We start from the raw sequence: 23,804 nt of genomic DNA, 5'->3' as shown, positions 1-23,804 counted from the left end.
AAGAATGAATGATTTGCTGTTTTTAGTAATAGAGAACAACGTTACCATGCTGTGGAAAGCAGCAGTTATCTGACTGTAGACAATCACGATTAATAAATTACCTGAATATGAAAAAAGTAAGAATGTCTCTGCAAGGCATCGCCTTTGTATTGCTGGCAGGTGCCGTGTTGGCTGCCTGCAAAAAAAAGAATAATGATCCAACTCCTCCTGCGCCGAAGAAAGCCACTATACAGGTGGTGCACGCCTCTCCGAAAACCGGTGAACTAACAACGGAGATCAATAGTAAGAAAGTCCCGGATAAACTGGCCTTCCGTAACCTGCCAAAGGCTTATGTTACCGTATCTGCAGACAAAGAAGCGGTGCTGAAATTCTCGCTGGAAGGTAATAAAGTGGTGCTGGAAACGAAGTACACGCTCGTGGACAAAGAGAACTATTCATTGTTCCTTTATGATACGCTGCAGAATAACAAAATCAAAGCATTACTGCTGAAAGATAACCTGGGCGATCCCGGAAAAGGTAAAACCAGTGTTCGATTTCTGCACTTGTCTCCCAATAGTGCTGCTGTAGATATTGATGTGTTCAAAGACAAAGATAGCCTGCGACTGGTTAATAATACCGCTTATATCGGTGACAAACCCGACGCTACGGCGCTCGCTGCTTTCAAGCCGTTGGCTGCCGGTGATTATCGCGTGAAAATCAAAACCAAATCCGGTACAAAAGTGACTACCATTCTGGATATTCCTTCTGTTAAACTGGTAGAAGGAAAAGTGGTGACGCTGTATCTCGGCGGACTGAAAAATGCTACAGGAGCTACCGGGGTGGGGCTTCATGTATGGCAACATCAGTAAATAGAAATGAGCATCATGTACACTCCCCCAAACGGGTTGTAAGTGGCCATTTCTAAGGAAATAAAGCAGATCTTCATCAGGAGATCTGCTTTATTAAAAAAAAGAAATGAAAGAAACCGCATTTCATCACACAATTCACCTTGTTCACCCCATTCACCAAGATCTGTTAACCAGAGGTTTTATATTGTTCCGTCTTCAAACTCTTACTTATGCGATCAATTATCATCGGAACAATTTGCCTGATATCTGTCGGCGCTCCAGCTCAGTACCGGAATATTGCGCTTAAAAACTATTTTGATTCCATCGCTGTTCATCAGCTTTATGATGGTAATATCACCCTGGCAGAAAATGAACATAAGGTATATACTTTTTCAGGCGGATATGCAAATTACGCCGGGCAACAAAAGAATACAGGACAATCACGTTTTAACCTCGCGTCTATTTCCAAAATATTTACTTCTACCGCCATTCTTCAGTTAAAAGATAAAGGAAAGCTAAAGCTGGAAGATGAAGTTAGCAGGTATCTTCCCGGCTTTCCATTTCCTGGTGTCACTCTACGTCACCTGTTAACACATACTTCAGGCTTACCAAACCTGGAGCTGTTTGAGGAATTAGTGAAGCAACATCCTGATACAATCATCACAAATGTTACAGTGTTGCCTTTGTTAAAGCAATGGACAAAGGGTCTGTATTTTAAACCGGGAGATGAGTTCAGGTATTGTAATACTAACTTCAATCTGCTGGCTTTGATAGTTGAAAAGGTGTCCGGGCTTGATTTTCCTGCATATATGGAGAAATATATTTTCAAACCGGCAGGTATGAAAAACACCTATATAGGCGATATTAATCATGCTTATGATACTTTGGTGGTAAAGCATCAGGTGAAAGCAACTTTCTATGATACAGCCTGGGCACAGGCCGATAAAGTAGCACGTTACCGGTATTCAGAGTATAACAACAGTGGAAGTGTGGGATCTTCCAACGTAATCACCACAACAGATGATATGCTGAAATTCGATGACGCGTTTTTTAGTGGTAAGCTGCTGTCGCCTTCCACTGTGGAAGAAGCTATTACTCCGGTTAAACTAAACAATGGAAAAGAATATGAAGAGCATATGGATACGATGTTGGGAGATGGTGTTGGACAATATGCGCTGGGCTGGGAAATATTCAGAATGCCGGGATATGGAAAGGGAGTGGGGCATGGAGGATTTAAATTTGGACTGGCAACTTTCTACTACCATAACCTGAGCAGTAAATAGGTGATCGTAGCTTACACAAATGGCAACAATGCTTTGGGTGCTAATGTGACCTCCTGTTTGTATATGCTGAATCGAAAGCCTGCAATTCCTTTATACTTCAGGAAGTCCGCTGTCCGTGAATATGCCAGGGCATTGATGGAGCTGGGGGCAGATCATGCTGCCTGCATGTTACATCTTTGTAAGACAGACAGCACAAACTATTATTTTAATCCAAGGGAAATGAACTTCCTGGGATATGATTTCCTGTATCAGTCTAAGGCCCGGGAGCACCTGCAATGGGCATTGGAAACGTTTAAACTGAATACCTTCCTGCAGCCGGCTGATTTCAATACTTACGACAGTTATGGCGAAGCATTGCTGGAAGCCGGGTGTAGGGAAGATGCAATAAAAATGTACAGAAAATCACTGGAACTTAATCCTGTCAGTGAAGATGGAATAAAGGCGATGAAGAAACTGGGGCTGATGTAAAGCTGCCGCCATAGGTTATTGCAGGAAATCTCCGTCAATTATCAATAGCTTAACCCCCGATTCAGTGCTGGATCGATGATTGCTAAGATCGTCAGAAACAACATAAGTCATTCCCTGACGCAATACAAATTGTTCCCCGTTATCCAATTCACTGATAAAACTGCCCTCGAGACAGTGAACAATATGCCCCTTCCTGCACCAATGGTCGGCCAGATATCCGGGAGAATAGGTAACAATTCGTATTCGTAAGCCAGGCAATTGAAGCGTTTGCCAGAATGCCATGCCGGTAATACCGGGGTGAGTGGTGGAGTCAATGGTGCTCCAGTCAATACACTGAAAAGGATGTTTCATTTTATAATGAACTGAGATTGGTAATAATAGAAATATAGCGATTCTACTACAAACAAAAAAAGCATTGCTTCTCCAATAACGCTATTTATATCCAATGTCTGATTTTTACCATATGTCCTAAATTGCATGAAATTTGTCATTTCAGACAAAGCGGGCAAGAGCTACCTTTGTCATACAGACTAAAATCAGATAGTATGATAAAAGTTGCAATAAACGGATTCGGGAGAATCGGTAGAATGACATTCAGAAAGCTGTTTGGTAATAATGAAGTGGAAGTAGTTGCATTGAATGATCTGAGCACACCTGAAATGCTCGCATATTTACTGAAATATGATTCTATACATGGTGTATTTCCCAATACGGTGCGTAGTACGGAGAAGTCGTTGACAGTTGACGGCAGGGAGGTAGCGGTATATGCAGAAAGACATCCTGAGAACTTACCCTGGAAGGAGCTGGATATAGACGTGGTACTGGAATGTACCGGGATCTTTGAATCGAAAGACAAGGCTGCATTGCATTTGAAGGCGGGTGCCAAAAAAGTGATCATATCAGCGCCTTCTGACAAGGAGGTGAAAACGATTGTGTACAATGTTAACCATCAGCTGCTGAATAAGGAAGATGTATTGATCAGCGCAGCATCATGTACTACCAATTGTCTGGCCCCTATGGCCAGGGTCCTGAATGACCGGTTCGGCATCATTACCGGGCAGATGAATACCATTCACGCCTATACGAATTCACAGCCACTGATGGATACACCTGATCCTAAAAACGGTTTCCGTAAATCGAGGGCAGCGGCCGACAGTATCGTTCCTTACACCACCGGTGCGGCAAAGGCCATAGGCCTGGTAATCCCTGAACTGAATGGAAAACTGGATGGCTCTTCCCAGCGTGTTCCTGTTCATTCAGGTTCAGTGGTGGAACTATATACCTTGTTGAATAGAGCAACCAGTGAGAAGGAAATAAACGGGATAATGAAAGCAGCTGTAAATGAATCATACGGCTATAACGAAGATCCCATCGTTTCGCAGGATATAATCGGAATGAGCTATGGTTCGCTGTTCGACGCCACTCAGACCAAGATCACCGGGATAGGAGATAAGCAACTGGTGAAGACGGTATCGTGGTACGATAATGAAATGTCGTTCGTTTCCCAGCTAATAAGGTTATTGATCTGTTTCGGCAATATATAAGTCAGGCAAAGCTTTTCCGGTAGGCCGCCGGAGTGGTATTAAGGTGGCGAATAAAAAGCCGCCTTAAGCCATTGGCGTCGCTGGTTCCGCATTCTGCCGCTATTTCATCGAGGCTTAAACCGGTTTCTTCCAGACGGCGGCGGGCCGCTTCTACCCGGGCTTTTTCAACAAACTTGGCTGGAGTTATTCCCGCTTCTCTGTAAAACACCCTGGAGAAATTACGGGCGCTCATAGAAGCTTTGGCAGCCAGTCGTTCAACGGATAAATCTTCGTCCAGGTGTTCCTGAATCCACTGCAAACTGTCTTTTACCGGTCTGTAGTCCGTTTTCTGCGTCATGAGGATATTGCTGAACTGCGACTGATTTCCGGGCCGTTTCAGGTACAATACGAGGATCCTGGATATCTCGATGGCTACCTCCCTTCCCAGGTCTTCTTCTACCAGTGCCAGTGTGAGATCAATACCGGTAGATATTCCGGCCGACGTGTAAATATTGCCCTGTTTGATATAAATAGGATCTTTCTCTACTTTGACCAATGGGAATTTTTCGGCCAGTTTATCGTGAAGCTGCCAGTGGGTGGTAGCGCGGCGACTATCCAGCAGACCGGTTTCCGCAAGGATAAAAGCTCCTGCACAAATGGAAGCGATGCGGACTTTCGATTTGCTCTTATTGATCTTTTGTATCCATTTCAATATCGGTGCTGGTGCTCCCTTTCTGTATTCTCCTCTGCCCGCAATGATCACAGTATCGATCGGATAACGAATCCCCGAAATACCTCCTTCGCAAATTACAGGCATACCGGAAGACGTGGGAACCGCCATTGTATCATCCATGGATACCAGGTGCGTAGTATAGTATCTGTCTTTTACCTTTCTATACTTCGTCATATAGTCAGAGGTTTTGGAAAAAACCTCCAGCGGACCTGCTACATCTAACAAGGAAGTTTGCGGTGGCACCAGTATAACGATATGTCTTGTTTTATCCATATTGGCAGAAAATGAATATTTATGTAAAAATAAGACATTTTCTTTTACTCCGGATCAGTGCGCATTGATCAATCCTCCCATGCTTGTGATCCTCTCTAAGAGACTATCCCTGGGCAGGGAAAAGTACGGCGATAACTCCCGCAAAACGTCAATTCCTTACAGACCCAGCAGTCTCTCTGCATTTCCACCTGCTATCTTCGTTACCTCTTCAGAAGGCAGTGGAATGCTTGCCAGCAGTTGTTTCCCTGCTTCGTTTGTACTGAAAGGATAATCTACGGAAAACATCACATTATCGATACCGAAAGTTCCCAGTGCGGCCATCAATGGAGGCAATGTAAAGATCCCACTGGTGGTGATGTGTACCTGATCGCGCAGGGTTTGACTGACTGAACGCTGGTGATACCCCGTGCTGGTAACATTGAATTTCTCATCCAGCCGCGACATCATCATAGGTATCATTTCTCCCATATGGCCAATGATGATCTTTAACCGGGGATACCGGTCTAATGTTCCGGTAGTAATCAAACGTAATACCTGTAAGGCGGTTTCGGCATGCCATCCCCATCCGCCGCATGCAAGCATCACACCTAATGATCCCGGCAGATCGTTGTAATATGCTTCGGCTACAGTTTCCGGTGGCAGGCCGGGGTGCAGGTAAAGAGGCATTTGTAATTGTTCTGCCTTTTGCAGTAATGGACTGAATTCCGGAAGGTCCAGGAATTTACCATTTGTAAGCCCGTTGATCAGGGCTCCGCAGAAATGATGTTCCTCTTTTGCCCTTTCCAACTCGTTCGCCGCCGCCTCCGGAGACGACATCGGTAGATGTGCGAATGCCTTAAACCGGGTAGGATGGGTGGCAATTCTTGCCGCAAGGATATCATTGTACCTGACGGCGAATTGCAGGGCTTTCGAAGGTGGTAAACTTTCCGCGCCCCTACCTACTACAGACAATACCTGCATATCAATACCGTTATCGTCCATTGATTTTAAGCGAATGTCACTGATGTCAGCGAGTTTCTCCACTGCCTGCTGAGGCAAAGGCCATTGTTGTATCTCATGGGCAAACTCGGATAAGGCAATGTGCTCTTCTAATGTTATAATGCGCATAGCAGATTGATTTGAGCTACAAAAATCCAGCTATCCGATTGCTATATTATTGATCCTGATCAAATAATTACATTCCCGATTTTATTCTGCTAAGTGCCTCCTGGGTAATATTGAGATAATTTGCCACCAGCTTATTAGGTAAACGGAGTACCATCTGCGGGTTTTCTTTCAGCAGCAATTGATAGCGCTCCCGGGGATTTAGTGTAATAAAATCTTCCAGCCTCCTGGTATTGGTGAGATAGGCATATTCAAGAAAACCACGATAAAATATTTCCCAACCAGGAATAGTATTCAGCAGGGAGTAAAAATCCTCGCGGTGAATATACAGCAATTCCGATGGCTCAATAGCCTGCGTGTCTTCTTTGAGCAATGTACCGTCTATAAAAGATGTTAAGGAAGTAGAAAAGGAATTTTCGAAAGCAAACCGGCGAGTAGCCTCTCTTCCGTCGGGTTTGATAAAATACACCTGCAGGCATCCTTTGTTGACGAAGAACATGCGTCTCGATGGCTCTCCTGTTCTTCCTACCAGTTCATTCTTTTTTGTTTTCAGGAGATGAAAGCAGGAGAGGACCTTCTGTAAATTGGTTTCACTTAGTTGAACCCTGTCTGTGATATATTTAGTCAGTTGTTCATGCATACTAATTGATTATTGCGGCAATAATAAACAAAAGAAGCAGCGCTTCTCTGAGTATCATTATTGATTACTATCTACTACCGCCTTACTCAGCATTTCCACAAAAGGTAATGCTTTGCTGTAATCCAATTCATCATATTCAAGTCCCAGGAGCCTGATATTGTTGTAGTACTCCTGATGGTGCATGTAATAGTACTTTTCAGATTGTAGAAACCAGGCCTTAGCTCCCAGGTGTTGCGCAAGAAACCATTTTTCAAGCAACCTCCCACTTCTGCCATTACCATCATTCCAGGGATGGATTTTTACAAATACCAGATGAATCATACTGGCAAAAAAGAAAGCAGATGTTATATCTAACTTAGTTTGCAGGAGTGTAGAAATATCATGGAACAGTTTATCCATTTCCTCATTTACTACAAATGGAGATGCAGCTACATATTCAATTCTGCCGTCATCAGTCGTAACAAACATATTTTGATTTCTAAAGCGCCCCTGCCAATTTTTGGAGACAATGTGTTTGGCCAGTATACCATGTACTGCTGAAATATTTTCCTTATCAGGAATGTGATCTTTCGCAAATTGATAGGCAAGATATAAGTCGTCTATTTTTCTGGTATAGTCTGGCAGGAATTCAACACCAAACCTTTTATGTTTTATATAGGAGTCTAACTCAATGGATTCACCTTCAATTTTGCTGGAATAAACGGATGCAACTGAGGTATAAAAACTAAAATCAGCGGTTGATAATTCGGCATCTTCCAATTTTAAAAAAGCTCCAGAGAGCGCCTCTACATCAATTTTGCTGCTGAAACTTTCCAATAAGTCACCTTTTACGATCTGAAGCAGGTAAGTGCTCATATGTCGTAAGGAATGGTTTGTGAACTAAGTTGCACAACAATAGAAATATAACAATTTTACTACAAACAAAAAAGGCACCGCTTCCGCGATGCCTTGAAGCAACTTTAGAACGCCAGTCCTATGTGTACCCCAGATGGGAGTTGAACCCACACTCGCATTGCTGCGAACGGGATTTTAAGTCCCGCGTGTCTACCAATTCCACCACCAGGGTATCAAGGTGTAAAACCTTAGAGCGGAAGACCGGGCTCGAACCGGCCACCCCGACCTTGGCAAGGTCGTGCTCTACCAAATGAGCTACTTCCGCAGGTGTTAAAGAACTTTTTTTCGTTGGGATTGCAAAGATAGCAATCTTTTCGATGCAGCAAAATTTTTTTACACCTTGAACCAAAATATTTTACAGATCTCTTTTTTTTAAACTACATCTGCGGCTGCTGCTCATAGCTGTATTTAACCATACCCTGCAGCTCACGTCCCTTACCATAACAGGTTTCACTCAACGGTAACCCGTTCGCCTGATATTCATACTGCCAGATTGTGTAGGTCGACGTTTGTGCGTTAACGGTAGTCATCTTATACACCTGCCCCTTCGCATTATACTCAAAGATATAATCTGGTAACATCCGCTTCTTCACTGCCTGATACCGATATACATCCGTCAACCGCCCATTGGCATCGTAGTTGTAAAATGTCCGTTTCCCGCTGCTTTTCTCCAGCTCCTCGGTAACATGACCACTACTATCCGTCTTGAACAATATGATCGCCGAATCAGCATTGTTGCTCTTTTTCTGGATCATCTGCTGCAAATGCCCCACACTGTCGTAATTATAGCTGCGGCTTTCATCAAACCGCATCTTGCTGTCACGGGCAGTCGATAAACTGTTGATATACTGCAAACGCCCACCACCATCGTACCGGTACTGCGTTACCGTTACACTCGCTGCGGAACTGTCAACCGTTTTAATCAGCTGCCCCTTGGCTGAAAAAGTGGAAACCAGCGCTGAATACCCGGTGGAGCTCGACTGTGTCTGCGACTTCATTTGCCGGTACGTGGGGGCCAGGCTCCGCTCACATCGGAAGTCCTGGTCCTGCTCCATATTGGCATCAAATGTCCGCACCTGCTGGAGCTTTACCTTATTTTCCTTCAATAAAGCCAGCGTAGCTGCCGTTTGCTGCGTGTTGTAGATGTCCTGAAAGTAATACTGGCCGAAAGCCCGGCCCGTAAATGCCAGCATCCCCAGTGCCAGTAACATTGTTTTCTTCATGTACGTAAAAATCGCTGATTAAACCTAAAACGCAAAAATCATATTAAAATTTTTTAACTCAAACTACTATCGCATAATTCTATTTCTTTTTTATATTGCTGCTACTTACAACCAATAAAATCTAAGTCGCGTGAAATCTCAACCTCTGCGTAAAGAGAAAAACTGCCTCAATTGCGGCACGGAAGTTCCCGAACGTTATTGTACCCACTGCGGACAGGAAAATGCTGTACAACATGAAACCTTCGGTCATCTGGTGAAACACTTCGTGGCGGATGTATTGCACTACGATTCCCAGTTCCTGCTTACCCTTAAATATCTTCTCTTCCGGCCGGGATATCTCTCCCGGGAATACATGGCCGGCAAAAGGGTACGCTATGTAAATCCTATCAAACTATACATTTTTGTTTCTTTCGTCTTTTTCTTCGGCGTCTTTGCTTTCAGTCATAAGGAATCGGAAAAGGAACCACAACGGGAATTGACGGCACAGGAACGGCAAAAGATCGATTCTATCGTTGTCCTGAATAGCTCCGGTATAGCAAAGAGTTCTGTCGATTGGGTAGATGTGCTGGCAAATGTCAATTCCATTCAGGCATTCGATTCCATCCAGCATGCGCTGCCCGACTCATTGAAATTAGCCGGCACCCAAAAAGTGGTGTTAAGAAGATTAGTGGAGATGAAACAAAAACATGGTAATAATCTCGGCGAAGCTTTTATCGAGATTTTCCAGCATAACCTGCCCAAAATGATGTTCATACTGCTGCCGCTTTTTGCCCTGTTGATGAAGCTTTTCTATGACCGTAGCAAATGGTTATATGTCGATCATGCCATCTTTACCATACACCTGCATTCATTCGCTTTTATCCTGGCATTGTTGGCTTTCCTCTTCGGGCAGATCTTCCATACAGGCATTTTCCTGACCTTCAGCTACTGGATCATATTCATCTATCTGGTATTGGCTTTACGAAACAATTATCACCAGAGCTACCCGAAATCAATGCTGAAAGGCATACTGCTCCTTACCGCTTACCTGTTCTCCGCCTCTTTGTTACTATTGGGGTATGTGCTGCTTATTTTGACAATATTTCTTTAAATTTAGAAATGCAACCCGAATTCATCATCATACACCAACAAGTGGCGCCCAATGTTGCCCACATTCAGTTAAACCGGCCTAAAGAGCTTAATGCCCTGAACCTCCGGCTGATGGCTGAACTGAGAGATGCCCTGAAATCTCTCGATGCCGATAATGATGTGCGGACGATCGTTATCAGCGGCAACGAAAAAGCCTTTGCCGCCGGCGCAGATATTAAACAGATGGCGGAGCAATCGGCTATCGATATGTACCACACCGATCAGTTCAGCACCTGGGATACCGTCAAAAAAACAAAGAAGCCTGTCATCGCCGCGGTTAGTGGCTTTGCACTCGGAGGCGGCTGCGAATTGGCGATGCTGTGCGATATGATCGTTGCCAGTGAAACTGCCCGTTTCGGCCAGCCGGAAATAAAACTCGGTATAATGCCCGGAGCCGGCGGCACTCAACGTCTTACCCGCGCTGTCGGCAAAGCCCTCGCAATGGAAATGGTACTCACCGGTCGCCTGATCACCGCTGCTGAAGCGCTACAGGCCGGATTGATCAACCGCGTGGTTCCTCCGGAACTATTCCTCTCCGAAGCCATCAAACTGGCCGCAGATACAGCTGCCATGAGCCCCATTGCCCTGAAAATGGCTAAGGAAGCTGTCTTGAAGGCATTCGAAACCAGCCTGGAAGAAGGATTATATTTTGAACGTAAGAATTTTTATCTTCTCTTTGCATCTGAAGATCAGAAGGAAGGCATGAAGGCATTTATGGAGAAAAGAACACCTGTGTTCAAAGGTAGATAGACCGGCACTACTTTTATTTATTGAAAACCATTAATTTTTTTTGTTATTTGACCTGTTAACCTTCCACTGATAAATAATAAAATCAACCTGATAGCTCGCCATAGGAGATCTGGTACCTGTGACCCGCTGTTAAAACCCCGTCGTTGTTGTAAAAAAATTAACCATGATTGCGAAACAATTCCCTCTTGCATCCCTGCTGTCACTTGGCGTTTATATGCTTGCCTGTAACAGCCCGATAGAGAAACCCCAGGATGTATTACTGACAGACAATGACCGGCAGCCGGCTACCGACACCATGATCGCTATCGGAGACACCATCCAGGCTGATGAAGTAGCCTCCTGGAACAATTTTCTGGACTATGCCGGTAAGTACGCAGTGGAAAGCGGCCTCTTTAACGAGGAACCGCTGAAAACCAGAACGGCCACATTACTCGGCAAGGCGAAACGCCCTTTCTTCGAGCGACTGAAAGTGTCGCCACCCATCGAAATAGAAAACCGGATCCTTTTCAATGAAGGCTATGTGCCCGGTAAATCAGGCTACGACGAGGCCGCCGTAGCGGTAGACCTGGAGCGCGATATCATCTACATAGGCTTCACCGTCAACAAAAATCTTATGCTGTTCAGTGAAAGAGGGGATACAGACTACCCGGAAAAATTCCTGCACTGGATGAGGAAGTTCGATAAATAGAATTACGAATTAGGAATTAGGAATTACGAATTACGAAATAGCTCGAAGATCTTAGCGATTGATAATACTATTATCCGCTAAGATCTTCGAGCTATTTCGTAATTCGTAATTCCTAATTCGTAATTCTATTTATCAAACTTATTCTTCAACGCCGCCAGCTTCGCCTGGAAATCATTCATCGGCGCTTCTTTCGCCGGTTTATCCCTGCGAGGCTGATCTTTTCTGACGTCCTTCTCTTTCCTGCCACCACCTGCGTTATTACTATCTTTCATAGATAATGAAATACGCTTACGGGCAACATCTACTTCCAGTACTGTTACCTGCACCTTCTGATTCAGCTTAACCGCTTCATTAGGATTACTGATGAATTTACTGGAGAGATGGGAAATATGCACCAGGCCATCCTGTTTTACGCCCACATCCACAAATGCCCCAAAGGCAGTGATGTTCGTCACTACGCCCGGTAACACCATACCCGGCTTCAGGTCTTCTATCTTATGGATACCATCTGCATATTCAAAAATAGAAATCTCATCACGAGGGTCGCGGCTGGGCTTCGCCAACTCCTTCAGGATATCTTCCAGCGTCAGCAAACCAACTTCTTCACTAATATACTCCTTCGGATTGATTTGCTTGCGCAGCTCATCTTTGCTCATCAGATCAGGCACACTGCAGTGCTGCCTCGTAGCCATTTCCTCAATCAGCGTATAACGCTCCGGATGCACCGCGGAATTGTCCAGCGGGTTATCCCCGTTTTCAATTCGCAAAAAGCCCGCGCACTGCTCAAATGCTTTATCGCCCAAACGATGCACCTTTTTCAGCTGCGTACGGTTGCTAAACGGACCGTTTTCCCTGCGGTACTTTACAATATTTTCCGCGAGCGATGGGCCTAACCCGGAAATGTATGCCAGCAGATGCTTGGAAGCCGTGTTCAGATTCACACCCACGTTATTTACGCAGCTCACCACCACACGATCCAGACTCTGCTTTAATGACGACTGGCTCACATCGTGCTGGTACTGACCCACGCCAATGGATTTAGGATCAATCTTCACCAGCTCCGCCAGCGGATCTATCAGCCTGCGGCCGATGGACACCGCGCCACGAACGGTTACATCATGATCCGGGAACTCTTCGCGGGCTACTTCTGAAGCAGAATAAACCGAAGCGCCGCTTTCATTCACCATGAATACATTGATCTTCTTGCCAAAATCTATCTTCTTTACAAATTCCTCTGTTTCACGCCCTGCGGTACCATTGCCCACGGCAATCGCTTCTGTATGGTATTTCTCCGCCCATTTTTTCAGCAATGCTTCTGCATCATCTCTTTTATGATTCTTTTCCAGCGGGAATATCACATCATTTGCCAGCATATTGCCCTGGTTATCCAGCGCTACCACCTTACAACCGGTTCTGTAACCCGGGTCGATGGCCACAACACCTTTCGGCCCCAATGGAGCCGCCAGCAATAGCTGACGCAGGTTTTCTGCAAATACTTCTATCGCCTCGTTATCTGCTTTATCTTTCGCTACTGCCCTGAACTCATTCTCCAGTGATGGGCGCAGCAAGCGCTTGTAAGCATCGGTGGCTGCCTTGCCTACCTGTTCTGCCGCCTTACCTTTACCGGTAACAAACTGCTTGTTGAGCAGTTCCATCGCATCTTCTTCCTGGGGCGCAATGGAGCTGAACAGGATGCCTTCGTGCTCCGCACGCAGAATAGCCAGTACCCGGTGAGATGGCATCTCCCGTAAATCTTCGGAAAATTCGAAATAGTCTTTATACTTATCACCTTCAGCTTCTTTTCCTTCCACTACTTTGGAAGTAAGCTTGCCCGTATTGGTGAATAGTTTACGCAGCTTGTCGCGGCATTCGGCATTTTCATTGATCCACTCTGCAATAATATCCCGCGCACCTTTCAGCGCTTCCTCAGAAGTGGCTACCTGCTCATTGATAAAGCCTTCGGCAGCGGCAATATCGCCGTCCTGCTGATCAAACAGCAGCGTTGCCAGCGGTTCCAGCCCTTTTTCGATGGCCACCGTGGCGCGGGTCTTGCGTTTGGGCTTATATGGCAGGTATATATCTTCCAGCTCTGCCAGCGCCCAGGTACCTTCCAGCTTGGCCAGCAGCTCAGGAGTCATTTTTTCCTGTTCTGTAATCGTTTTAATAATGAACTCACGGCGATCATCCACCTCTTTGTAACGCTTCTGCAAGTCTTCAATCCGGCCTATCTGTACCTCATCCAGGCTACCCGTCACTTCCTTGCGGTAACGGCTGATGAATGGCACGGTAGCTCCTTCCGATAACAGGTTCATGGTATTTTCTGCCTGTTTACCGGAAATACCCAGCTCCGTTGAAATAAGCGTAATGTGTTTAGGATTCATAAATCAATACATTTTTTTGGATTTTCTGATACCCGGGGTAACCTGCTGCAACAGCAGAATAGGCCCGCCGGATGCCATGAAATACAGCCCGCAAATGTAATTAAAATGGCTTTTTAACCAAGAAAAAGTATTCCCCAATTTTATTGCGCCGGCTGGGGAATTAATTTCCCGCCTGACCGGATGTCAAAATCCCTAAATGATCGCTATTTTTACAAATATGGAAAAGACAGCCACATTCGATCGCCTCTTGCAGATTATGGACGATTTAAGGGAAAAGTGCCCCTGGGACCGTAAGCAAACTATTCAAACGCTCCGTCAGCTTACCATTGAGGAAACCTACGAGCTGGCCGATGCCATCACCGACGAAGACTGGAAATCCATTAAGGAAGAACTGGGAGATATCCTCCTGCATATGGTATTTTATGCCAAAATTGCTTCCGAACAACAGCAATTTGATATCAATGATGTGATTAATGGCGTTTGCGATAAACTGATCCACCGCCATCCGCATATTTATGGAGATGTGAAAGCCGAAACGGAAGAGCAGGTAAAACAAAACTGGGAGAAACTGAAGCTGAAAGAAGGAAAGAAATCTGTGATGGGGGGCGTGCCACTTTCTCTGCCTGCCCTCGTGAAAGCCATGCGCCTCCAGGAAAAAGCCAAACAAGCCGGCTTTGAATGGGATACCACCTCACAGGTATGGGATAAGGTAAAGGAAGAAGTACATGAACTGGAAACAGCCGTTAACAGCGGTAATAAAGATGATATGGAAGACGAATTCGGCGACGTGATGTTCTCCCTCGTCAACTATTCCAGGTTCCTCGATATCGATGCGGAAAATGCGCTCGAACGTACCAACAAAAAATTCCAGCGCCGCTTCCAGGCCATGGAAGTACTCGCATTGGAAAAAGGCCGCACCCTCAACGATATGACCTTAACGGAAATGGATACACTCTGGAACCAGGTGAAAACAACTGAACAATTGTAAATCTTTCTATATTAAAGCGCATTGATCGATTCTAAAGAAATAAGACTTTTTTTCCTGCGTCATGGCTATTTACTGATCATTGCAGCCTGGCTGTTCACTTTCGCCTTCCTGTTCAGTAACTATTGGTCGTACTACTCTTCTCCGCAAGGCGTTAAGCGCAGCGTGGAGAAAAGTATCAGCCAGCGGGAAAAAGCTTTCGCGAAACTTTCGCAGGATACGGCGATTACTGCCTCGCTGTTTCAACGCAACTTTTCGCAACAAACGCTCGACAAACTAACCTCCCTCGAATATTTCCTGTTTGCCTACGATTCCAGCAAATCCGGTACATGGCTCACCTTCTGGAGTACCAGCCTCGTACAACCGGAAGAAATGCCGGCAGGACTGGAACCAGGGGAGCAGTTTGTGAAACTGAAAAACGGGTACTATGAGCTGATAACCCGCCGCATCGGATCTAATACCGCAGACGCACATTTTGTGGTGGCCGCCATCCCCGTCAGAATGGAATACTCCATCCATAACAATTACCTGATCAGCCATTTTTATCATAAGGAAGAACTGGGCGATGAATACAGTATACTGATGGACCGGCCTGCGTTGCAGCTGCCTGAACATATAGTACTGCCGGTGAATAACGGTAACGGTAAAACGCTTTTTTACCTCGACTATAACAGCGGCATGCACGTGCATCCTCCTAATACACTTAGTGTGGCACTGAGAGTACTCGGCTGTATATGTGTGCTCATTTTCCTGAACCTGTTCGCTTCCTTACTGGCTAAAACCACCAACCCGCTGTATGGCTTCCTGTTCCTGTTCCTCGTGATACTGGGGCTTAGGGTACTCAGCTACGTATATCCGTTCCCGTTTAATCTCAAAGACCTGAACATCTTCGATCCGCGCATATATGCAAAGGATGAAATCTTTTATTCGCTGGGCGATCTGCTCATCAACGTACTGCTCACTTTCTGGATGATCCTTTTCTTCCGGGAACACGTTAAAACCATCAACCCGCCCGTGATCAGGAACAGGTGGTTGCAGAGCGGAGTGATCATCGTGGCCAGCCTGATCTTATATATCGTGGAGCAGTTCCTGTCGGAGCTGATCCAGAGCCTCGTGATCGACTCCAAGATCTCTTTTGACGTTACCAATCTGTTCAGCCTTTCCGAATACAGTGTGATCGGATTCATGGTGCTGGGCTTCATTTCATTCAGCTTCCTGTTTTTTTCGCAAATCATCAACTATCTCCTGAATGAGCTGACTAATTTCCGGTACCGTATCAAATATATCTGGCTCGCCGCTGTGGGTATCATCTGGCTGCTGGCCCGGATTCATAATCCCGACCTGCATTTCCTGATATCAATGGTCATCTGGCTGCTGATATACATTGTACTGCTGGATTTCCTGGCCGATCGCTTCGAAAGCAGTATGGCTACATTGCCGTTTCTTTTCTGGTTATTCCTGCTCACAATTACCACCTCCGGCACACTGGTGCATTACAACAATCATAAGGAAAGATCTGCCCGGGAAAAGGTGGCGGAAGAATTGTCGAAGCAGAAAGACCCTTACCTGGAAATGTTGTTGAATGATATTGGTAAGAAGATAGAACACGACGAGAACATCCAATACTTCTTTCACGACCATAGCCTGCGCGAACAAAAGAAGGCGGAATTCGAGGATATGTTGGTGCAGAAGTATTTTCAGGGATATCTCAACCGGTTCAGGATCGATATTTACGCGTATGATGAGAACGGAAACTCCCTGTTCCCGGGCGATACGATGAGCCTGACCAGCTTTAACCGCCAGATATTCGGCAACCCCGCAACAGCACCGTCGCTGGTGCCTGGCAACGACCTGTACTATCACGAGCGCAGCTTCAATGATTTCAGTTATATCGCCAAGAAGGAATTCCGCAACAACCAGAATGAAGTAACCGGCTGGCTGGTATATACGCTTACGCCTAAACCAGTGAACAACCAGCGTTTATACCCTGAACTGCTGGTAGATGGGGATGTGAGTGATCCGGGCAGGGATTATGCCAGCGCCTATTCCTATGCTATATATGACAAGGGGATCCTGGTGAGCAGCAACAGCGATTTCCCATTCCCGATACGCCTGTATTACTATAACGATCTCCCCACCGGCGAAGTGGAAACGAGATCTGTCCAGGGATACTCGGAACTGATCTATAGAGCTTCCCCCGAAAAGATAGTGATCGTGGCAAAGGAAAACAGGATGTTCATTGAGTTTATCACGCTTTTCGCCTGGATGTTCTGTCTTTTCCTCCTCATTATCGTGATCTACAAAGCGCTCGACCTGCTGATAAAAGCCAGGATGAGACTCAGTAATATGCGCTCCCTGATTAATGTGAGCATCCGCAGAAAAGTTCATGGTACCGTCATCTTTGTAGTCATATTCTCATTCCTCATCCTTGCAGTCACTACCATCGAGTTCTATATCTACCGCTCTGAATTGCAGAACAGGGAAAAGCTTAGTAAAACCATGCGGGATGTTGCCAAGGATGTTGAAAAGGTATTCGAAAACCAGCGGGATCTCGATCAGGTAGGCGACATGTACGACTCCGGTTTACTGAAAAAACTTTCCTCTTCCTTATCGGATATTGCCGATGAAAGGGCGTTGGATATCAACATCTACGACCGGGATGGTAACATGCAAACCACTACCCAGCCAATGATGACCGATAGGGGACTGATCTCCTCAAAGATGGACCCACAGGCTTTTTACCGGTTATCAAGATTGGAAGAAATACAGTTTATTCATACGGAATACATAGGCAAGATGCCATTCCTGTCGGGTTACATGCCCCTGCGTAACCAGGATACCCATGAGGTGATTGCCTATCTGAATGTGCCTTATTTCGCCACGCAGAATGAGCTGAACCAGCAGATCTCCAACTTCCTGGTAGCGTTGATCAATTTTAACGCATTTATTTTCCTCATCGCAGGCATGGTGGCACTGTTAATTACCAACTCCATCACCCGTTCATTCTCGCTGGTAACAGAAAAGTTGCGGCATGTGAACCTGGGGCAACGTAATGATGAGATCGAATGGGATAAGGATGATGAAATCGGCGCGTTGGTGAAGGAATACAATAAAATGGTGCGTAAGCTGGAAGTGAGCGCTTCCCGGCTTGCCAAGAGCGAAAGGGAAGGGGCATGGAGGGAAATGGCACGGCAGGTGGCACATGAGATCAAGAATCCGCTCACGCCGATGAAGCTGAGCATCCAGTACCTGCAGCGGGCTATAGCCAATGATTCTCCGAATGTAAAGGAACTTTCCCGCAATGTGGCAGGCACGCTGGTTGAGCAGATTGAGCATCTCTCCAACATTGCGTCCGACTTCTCCGCTTTTGCCCGCATCGGCGAGCCAAATAACGAAGAAGTGCTGCTGAATGAAGTCGTACACTCGCTGACTTCTTTATATCAAAGCCATGAAGATTGTGAAGTGAACTACATACCACCGGCACAGGATATATATGTTTTCGCAGATAAGACCCAGATGAACCGGCTCTTTACCAACCTGGTCCTCAATGCCATCCAGGCTATCCCGGCCGACCGTAAAGGTATCATCACCGTTCGTATGCAGCAGACTTCCGACCAATACGTTATTGTCAGCGTGGCCGACAATGGGGAAGGTATCTCCACGGAAGTCCAGTCCCGTATCTTTGTTCCCAACTTCACCACCAAATCTTCCGGTACCGGTCTGGGATTAGCCATGTGCAAAAACATCGCCGAGCAGGCCCGCGGCGAAATATGGTTCGAAACCCGACTGAATGAAGGAACTACATTCTATGTGAAGCTGCCGTTGCTCGAAAAAATTACGAATTAGGAATTACGAATTACGGATCAGAGCGAAGACCATAGCGGATAATATTTACTTGTAATATTATCCGCTATGGTCTTCGCTCTGATCCGTAATTCGTAATTCCTAATTCGTAATTAAAAAGTCCGTTTTCTCAAACGGACTTTTCAAAACTTTCTTTAATAATATCCAGCAACTTGCTCTCTATTATTTGCTCAGCCAGGAGTATCATGTTTTTAAACGCTTTTCCTTTGGAAACACCGTGACCAATGATCACCGGTTTGGAAACGCCTAAAACAGGAGTACCACCATAGGTTTCAGCATCCATTTTTTTCAGATAATCATCTTTGATGTTCCGTCTTACAGTGATTTCATAGACGGATTCGGCCATTTTAAGCACCACATTACCTGTAAAACCTTCACATACAATAACATCCGCTTTTTCTTCGAAAATATCTCTACCCTCTACGTTGCCGATGAAATTGATCTGTTTGTTTTCTTTCAGGAGGGGATAAGTGGCCTGCGCAAGCAGATTGCCTTTACCTTCTTCTTCTCCGATATTCAACAAGCCTACCTTGGGATTATTCGTCTTCAGAATATGCTGGGAATATAGGGAACCAAGAACAGCGAATTGCGCCAGGTTTTCAGGTTTGCAGTCGGCATTGATACCTACATCAAGTAAAAGTCCATATGACCCGTTTTCACGGGGTACGAGAGTAGATATTGTAGGTCGTTGCACTCCCTCAATGGCTTTAATGGAATAAAAGGTGCCCACCATCATGGCGCCGGTATTACCTGCGCTGAGGAAAGCATCTATTTTTCCATTCTTCAGTAAATGAAAACCTATTGAGATGGAGGATTGTGGCTTCTCTTTCAGTGCCCTGGTAGGGTGTTCATCCATCCCGATTACCTGGGATGAATGAACAACTGAATATTTTGATTGGTCCAGCTGTGCGTCTGCTAATAAAGGAGTGAGCTGTTGCTCATCTCCAATTAATACCAGGTGCACATCAGATGCAACTGTATCTAAAAATAATTTTACTCCTTTTACTGCTTCTGTGGGAGCGAAATCGCCACCCATCATATCAAGCCCGATTCTCATGTAACTCAAGTTTGTTCTTGTTAGCTCGGGTAAAAATAGTAAAATTAATTATTATTTGGCGCTGCTCTGTTTTTCCAGCACTACCTTTCCTCTGTAATACAGTTTATTTTCCACCCAGTGAGCACGGTGTCTCAGGTGCACTTCTCCGGTTGCGCTGTCTGTGCTTAATGTATCCGCTACCGCCTTATAATGCGTTCTTCTCTTTGCTGATCTTTGCTGAGAATGTCTGCGTTTAGGATTTGGCATTGTTATTTAATTTTTAATTGTCCTTAAATTTATCCAACCCTTTCCAGATTGGATTATCGTTCTCTTTTGCCTGCTGGTTCATCTGCTCCAGCATTTCAATCACTTTCGGATTACATCCGTTATTCGGATGGATACGCTGCATCGGAATACTCAGATAAATAAACTCGTATATGTAATCAGCCACATTTAAGTGACTCTCCGTTCTGGAGATATACGATACATCCGGATCTTCCTCGCCACTTGCCAACTCTTCAGGATTGTCAGCCAGTTTAATAACCTGGTTGAAATCATCCCAAAGCTGCATATCGAAGGCCTCCCCACAACGGTCACAGGTAACTGTCACCTTACCGCCTATCGCAAATTTCAGCAGGAAAAAACTACTCTTTTTGTCCAGCGTTAACTGAACCGTCACCTCACAATTGCTGAAATCCTTCGGCTCTTCAAAATTATCAAAGAAACTATCTCCGATAGTATACTGAAATGAATGTTCCCCTGGTTTTAACCCAACAAAGGCAATGTCAAATTCGCGGAGTGGTTTCATATCAATATCCTCACTTTTAGAGGGATGCAAAGGTAATTAAATATTTGCAATTGCAAAAATTTCCTAAATTTGTTCACTAACGATATCTTATTTATATATATATTTATATAATAAAATATCAGCCATATTAACGTTATGACTGGCCAGCGTGAACCACGAAGGTACACCTTTTAGCACAAAAAGCTACTGGATGTCGGTGATAGATAGCTATTAGCCCGCTCATAATTTGAAAAACTTTAACAGAAAACCCGTAGTCCCCTATTCCATCATAAGATGATGAAGGCCATTGGAAGAAACAGTAAAAAAATTACTGCCGCTGGCAGTACTGGCATACCTTTTAACGGGGCCCCGGATATCCTTTCCCTGCCCGTTGCTGCATGGCTCAATAGCTTCGGCGCCGGGATTATGGTGACCAGTGAAAAATATATATGTACCTGGGTAAATGATGCACTCGCCCATAACCTGGGCGGCAACAGTCCTCTGAACCTCGCCTGGCCTGCTCTCATTCGCTTCTTTGAACCTATGGTGGCCGACTATGTTGCTGTAGAAAAGAAAATGAAATCTTTGCGCCGGGGGAAAAAGCCCTTCTTCGGCTGGGAAGTGCCCTTTCAGAACGGCCAGGTTTGGGAAGTGAACTACCAACCCGTTTTCGTCAACGGACTATTTCACGGCAGCGTCTGGCAAATCGTCGATATCTCCCGGCGTCACTTCCGCCAGCTGAAATCCCTCCGCATTGCGGAAGATGCCCGACGCGCTCAGAAAGACCTGCTTGCCGGCATCAGCCATGAGATACGCTCCCCCCTCAATGCCATCATCGGAATGGCACATCTCCTCGAGGAAACCAAACTGGATCCTCAACAGGCAGAATACGTCAATATTCTGAAACATTCCTCCGGTATCCTGCTGGGCATCGTCAGCGATATACTCGATACTTCACGCATCGATGCCGAAGAAATACAGGTAAATCAACGCGAATTCAATCTCCGCGACCTTATACAGTCACTTCGTCATACCTTTGAGCTGAAATTAGGCGGCAGACCAGTTAATATCAATATCGAACTGGACCCCGCACTCAATACCTGGCTCGTTGGTGATGACGGGCTATTGAACCAAATACTAATCAATTTGTTAGGAATTGCAGAGAAATTCACCAAAGAGGGTGAAATTGCTATCAGTGCCACGCAGGAAAGCTGGCAGGATAACAAACTCTGGGTCCGCTTCAAAGTAGCCGATACCGGTATGGGTTTAAAAAAAGATAAACTGGAGCTTATCTTTAGGAATTATAAACTGGCAGAAGAGGATATCCGGGAAAAACATGGAGGCACCGGCCTCGGGCTTGCGATCGTTAAAAAACTGGTAGAATGCCAGGGTGGTACCATCACCGTAGAGGAAATGACCGGATTTAATACCTGCTTCAGCTTCAATATCCCTTTCCTCGACAGCCGAAGACCTCTCTCCGCACAAACCGGTAAACTGAGCAGGAAACTCCTGCAGCGATCCTTTGAAAACGCCCGGGTACTCGTAATAGAGGATAATCCGATGAACCTCCGTTATATTATGAGCCTGCTGGAAAAATATAAAATCAATTTCCAGCTTGCCACCAATGGCCCGGATGCCGTCTGGTTCCTCGAAGGACGTCAATACGACCTTATCCTCATGGACGCACGGATTCCAGGCATGAACGGAATGGATCTCGTAAAAAAGATGAGAGCAGACGAACGACTGCCCAATGTAGCCACCCCGGTGATCGCCACAACTGCCGTAGCAATGGAAACTACTGCCTCAATGGCCAGAGCCGCCGGAATTACTGATATTTTGATCAAACCATATACACCAGATCAACTATTGCAAATCTTTAATAAATATCTCAACGAAGACGAAACAGAACTAATAATGGAAGAAGTGCAGAACTTAAGCGGATATGAATTCAACAACGATTTAGACGTAAAGTATCTCACAGGTCTCTATGAGAGCAATATTTCCTACGCCGCAGACTTGTTTGAAATTTTTATCAGAACGATCAGGGATGAATTGAAAAAACTACAGGGAATGATGGATAATCACGACTGGGAATCGATGAAGTTCCAGGTTCACAAGCTCAAACCTAACTTTTCTATGGTTGGGCTTACCTGGATCAGCACCAAAATGCAGGAGCTGGAAAACTATCTCCGGGAAGACCAGGAATTATTTCATGGAGATATTGCCGCCCTTTTCAACGAAGTCAGGGATGAGGTAAACAAATATTATCCACTGGTAGAAATTGAGTACAACAAGATGAAAGACTTTATAGCTGCCAACGATTACTAGTAGCTATTCACGATTTCCTTAATACTACTGTAGTAATTCCCCCCAAACAGTATTAAATGTACCAGTAGCGGGTATAGCTGGCAGATACCTATCCGCTGTTGCCAGCCTGGCGCCAGCGGGTAGGCAGCCTGGTAAGCATAGTAGAACTTTGTGTCAAATCCGCCGAAAAGCCTGGTCATCGCCAGGTCCATCTCCCGATGGCCATAATAAACGGCAGGATCAAATACACAGGCCTTGCCATTACTGCCTACCATGAAATTCCCCGACCACAGATCTCCATGCAGTAATGCCGGCGGTTCTGCCGGGAATAATTGTGGCAGCTTCCTGCATAAGGATTCCACCTGCTGCACCAGTTGCTTTTCTACTATCTTTTGATCATATGCCATCCGGATAAGCGGCAGTAACCGGTTAAATGCATAAAATACCGGCCAGCTGCTATAAGGTGTGTTGAATTGCTTTAAACTCCCGATGTAATTGAACACCGGATTCCCGAAATGCGCCCGCGTTACACGATGCTGCTTCGCCAGCGAAACTGCAAAGTCCTCCCAGAAATCGGCGGATGCCTGACCCTTTATCAGAAACTCTTCCAGCAGATAAGCAGTGCCACCAACCTGCCCCACGGCCAACGGCCGCGGTACTGTCAGCGCCTGTGCGGCCCGCAGCTCCCGCAATCCTGCAAACTCCTGCGCAAACATCTCAGGATAACGTACTGCATCATTTAACTTGATGAAAAAATAACCCTCGTTAGTGCCTATACGAAAAGTTTCGTTAATATCACCTCCGTGCACATTTTTTGCATCATTTATATGTATTTTTACTTTCAATTGTTCGGAAAGCGCTGCACTCAGTTGTTGTTGTAGCAATTCATCTATCATGTTCTGCCGCATTA

The 23,804-nt window shown here is 45.5% G+C and carries 21 protein-coding genes and 2 tRNA genes; 10 read left to right on the top strand and 13 right to left on the bottom strand.

The features are described 5' to 3' along the window. The first annotated feature begins 107 nt into the window (after positions 1–107). From UNH61_RS21865 to UNH61_RS21855, 3 genes are all read left to right on the top strand, one after another. On the top strand, positions 108–848 hold the full coding sequence (locus UNH61_RS21865; protein ID WP_326994134.1) for a DUF4397 domain-containing protein: 741 nt from the start codon (positions 108–110) through the stop codon (positions 846–848). 209 nt (positions 849–1,057) lie between these two features. After that, a complete protein-coding gene (locus UNH61_RS21860; RefSeq protein WP_326994133.1) occupies positions 1,058–2,110 on the top strand; it encodes a serine hydrolase domain-containing protein in 1,053 nt (350 codons plus the stop codon). After that, positions 2,111–2,578 carry a hypothetical protein gene (locus UNH61_RS21855; RefSeq protein ID WP_326994132.1) on the top strand — a complete coding sequence of 156 codons (468 nt, stop codon included), beginning with the start codon at positions 2,111–2,113 and terminating at the stop codon, positions 2,576–2,578. It begins immediately after the preceding gene. A gap of 15 nt (positions 2,579–2,593) precedes the next feature. Here UNH61_RS21855 and UNH61_RS21850 read toward each other — a convergent pair whose 3' ends face one another. Then, on the bottom strand, positions 2,594–2,929 hold the full coding sequence (locus UNH61_RS21850) for a DHCW motif cupin fold protein (protein ID WP_326994131.1): 336 nt from the start codon (positions 2,927–2,929) through the stop codon (positions 2,594–2,596). A gap of 194 nt (positions 2,930–3,123) precedes the next feature. Here UNH61_RS21850 and gap point away from each other — a divergent pair, with 194 nt between their 5' ends. Continuing rightward, on the top strand, positions 3,124–4,122 hold the full coding sequence (gap, locus tag UNH61_RS21845) for a type I glyceraldehyde-3-phosphate dehydrogenase (RefSeq protein WP_326994130.1): 999 nt from the start codon (positions 3,124–3,126) through the stop codon (positions 4,120–4,122). Between the two features lies 1 nt (position 4,123). Here gap and UNH61_RS21840 read toward each other — a convergent pair whose 3' ends face one another. The 7 genes from UNH61_RS21840 to UNH61_RS21810 all read right to left on the bottom strand — a co-directional run bounded on the left by UNH61_RS21840 (position 4,124) and on the right by UNH61_RS21810 (position 8,968). Continuing rightward, on the bottom strand, positions 4,124–5,107 hold the full coding sequence (locus UNH61_RS21840; protein WP_326994129.1) for a GlxA family transcriptional regulator: 984 nt from the start codon (positions 5,105–5,107) through the stop codon (positions 4,124–4,126). Positions 5,108–5,263: 156 nt separating this feature from the next. After that, on the bottom strand, positions 5,264–6,214 hold the full coding sequence (locus UNH61_RS21835) for an amidohydrolase family protein (RefSeq protein WP_326994128.1): 951 nt from the start codon (positions 6,212–6,214) through the stop codon (positions 5,264–5,266). 67 nt (positions 6,215–6,281) lie between these two features. Next, a complete protein-coding gene (locus UNH61_RS21830) occupies positions 6,282–6,851 on the bottom strand; it encodes a Crp/Fnr family transcriptional regulator (protein WP_326994127.1) in 570 nt (189 codons plus the stop codon). Positions 6,852–6,908: 57 nt separating this feature from the next. Next, complete coding sequence (locus tag UNH61_RS21825) at positions 6,909–7,706, bottom strand: Fic family protein (protein ID WP_326994126.1); 798 nt, start codon at positions 7,704–7,706, stop codon at positions 6,909–6,911. 125 nt (positions 7,707–7,831) lie between these two features. Beyond that, positions 7,832–7,917, bottom strand: a tRNA-Leu gene (locus tag UNH61_RS21820). 20 nt (positions 7,918–7,937) lie between these two features. Next, positions 7,938–8,010 (bottom strand) — tRNA-Gly (locus UNH61_RS21815). A 112-nt stretch (positions 8,011–8,122) separates the two neighbouring features. Beyond that, on the bottom strand, positions 8,123–8,968 hold the full coding sequence (locus UNH61_RS21810) for a hypothetical protein (RefSeq protein ID WP_326994125.1): 846 nt from the start codon (positions 8,966–8,968) through the stop codon (positions 8,123–8,125). 130 nt (positions 8,969–9,098) lie between these two features. On the opposite strand from UNH61_RS21810, the gene UNH61_RS21805 reads away from it, so the two are divergent. The 3 genes from UNH61_RS21805 (at position 9,099) to UNH61_RS21795 (ending at position 11,534) form a co-directional block, all read left to right on the top strand. Next, positions 9,099–10,058 (top strand): DUF3667 domain-containing protein, encoded by a 960-nt coding sequence (locus UNH61_RS21805; RefSeq protein WP_326994124.1) that lies wholly within the window; start codon positions 9,099–9,101, stop codon positions 10,056–10,058. Positions 10,059–10,066: 8 nt separating this feature from the next. Continuing rightward, entirely contained in the window at positions 10,067–10,846 is a 780-nt protein-coding gene (locus UNH61_RS21800; RefSeq protein WP_326994123.1) for an enoyl-CoA hydratase-related protein, read from the top strand. Between the two features lie 163 nt (positions 10,847–11,009). Beyond that, positions 11,010–11,534 (top strand): hypothetical protein, encoded by a 525-nt coding sequence (locus UNH61_RS21795; RefSeq protein ID WP_326994122.1) that lies wholly within the window; start codon positions 11,010–11,012, stop codon positions 11,532–11,534. A gap of 125 nt (positions 11,535–11,659) precedes the next feature. Here UNH61_RS21795 and UNH61_RS21790 read toward each other — a convergent pair whose 3' ends face one another. Continuing rightward, positions 11,660–13,915 (bottom strand): Tex family protein, encoded by a 2,256-nt coding sequence (locus UNH61_RS21790; RefSeq protein ID WP_326994121.1) that lies wholly within the window; start codon positions 13,913–13,915, stop codon positions 11,660–11,662. Between the two features lie 217 nt (positions 13,916–14,132). Here UNH61_RS21790 and mazG point away from each other — a divergent pair, with 217 nt between their 5' ends. Both mazG and UNH61_RS21780 read left to right on the top strand, forming a co-directional pair. Further along, complete coding sequence (mazG, locus tag UNH61_RS21785) at positions 14,133–14,903, top strand: nucleoside triphosphate pyrophosphohydrolase (RefSeq protein WP_326994120.1); 771 nt, start codon at positions 14,133–14,135, stop codon at positions 14,901–14,903. A gap of 21 nt (positions 14,904–14,924) precedes the next feature. Continuing rightward, the gene (locus tag UNH61_RS21780; RefSeq protein WP_326994119.1) at positions 14,925–18,746 is read left to right on the top strand and encodes a HAMP domain-containing sensor histidine kinase; all 3,822 of its coding nucleotides are present in this window, start codon (positions 14,925–14,927) and stop codon (positions 18,744–18,746) included. 127 nt (positions 18,747–18,873) lie between these two features. Here UNH61_RS21780 and plsX read toward each other — a convergent pair whose 3' ends face one another. Genes plsX through UNH61_RS21765 form a run of 3 tightly spaced genes read right to left on the bottom strand, consistent with a single transcriptional unit; the run spans position 18,874 to position 20,608 of the window. Next, positions 18,874–19,821 (bottom strand): phosphate acyltransferase PlsX, encoded by a 948-nt coding sequence (gene plsX, locus UNH61_RS21775; RefSeq protein WP_326994118.1) that lies wholly within the window; start codon positions 19,819–19,821, stop codon positions 18,874–18,876. A 51-nt stretch (positions 19,822–19,872) separates the two neighbouring features. Then, on the bottom strand, positions 19,873–20,067 hold the full coding sequence (gene rpmF / locus UNH61_RS21770) for a 50S ribosomal protein L32 (protein WP_326994117.1): 195 nt from the start codon (positions 20,065–20,067) through the stop codon (positions 19,873–19,875). Between the two features lie 13 nt (positions 20,068–20,080). Continuing rightward, positions 20,081–20,608, bottom strand: a complete 528-nt coding sequence (locus UNH61_RS21765; RefSeq protein WP_326994116.1) for a DUF177 domain-containing protein — start codon at positions 20,606–20,608, stop codon at positions 20,081–20,083. Between the two features lie 273 nt (positions 20,609–20,881). Between UNH61_RS21765 and UNH61_RS21760 the strand changes: the two genes are divergently transcribed. Continuing rightward, a complete protein-coding gene (locus UNH61_RS21760) occupies positions 20,882–22,915 on the top strand; it encodes a response regulator (protein WP_326994115.1) in 2,034 nt (677 codons plus the stop codon). Here UNH61_RS21760 and UNH61_RS21755 read toward each other — a convergent pair. After that, positions 22,912–23,790 (bottom strand): fructosamine kinase family protein, encoded by an 879-nt coding sequence (locus UNH61_RS21755; protein WP_326994114.1) that lies wholly within the window; start codon positions 23,788–23,790, stop codon positions 22,912–22,914. The genes UNH61_RS21760 and UNH61_RS21755 overlap by 4 nt on opposite strands. Positions 23,791–23,804: the final 14 nt, after the last annotated feature.

The sequence above is a fragment of the Chitinophaga sp. 180180018-3 genome (assembly GCF_037893185.1).
In the GTDB taxonomy this organism is placed as follows: domain Bacteria; phylum Bacteroidota; class Bacteroidia; order Chitinophagales; family Chitinophagaceae; genus Chitinophaga.
This window is presented reverse-complemented; position numbering and strand designations above follow the sequence as displayed.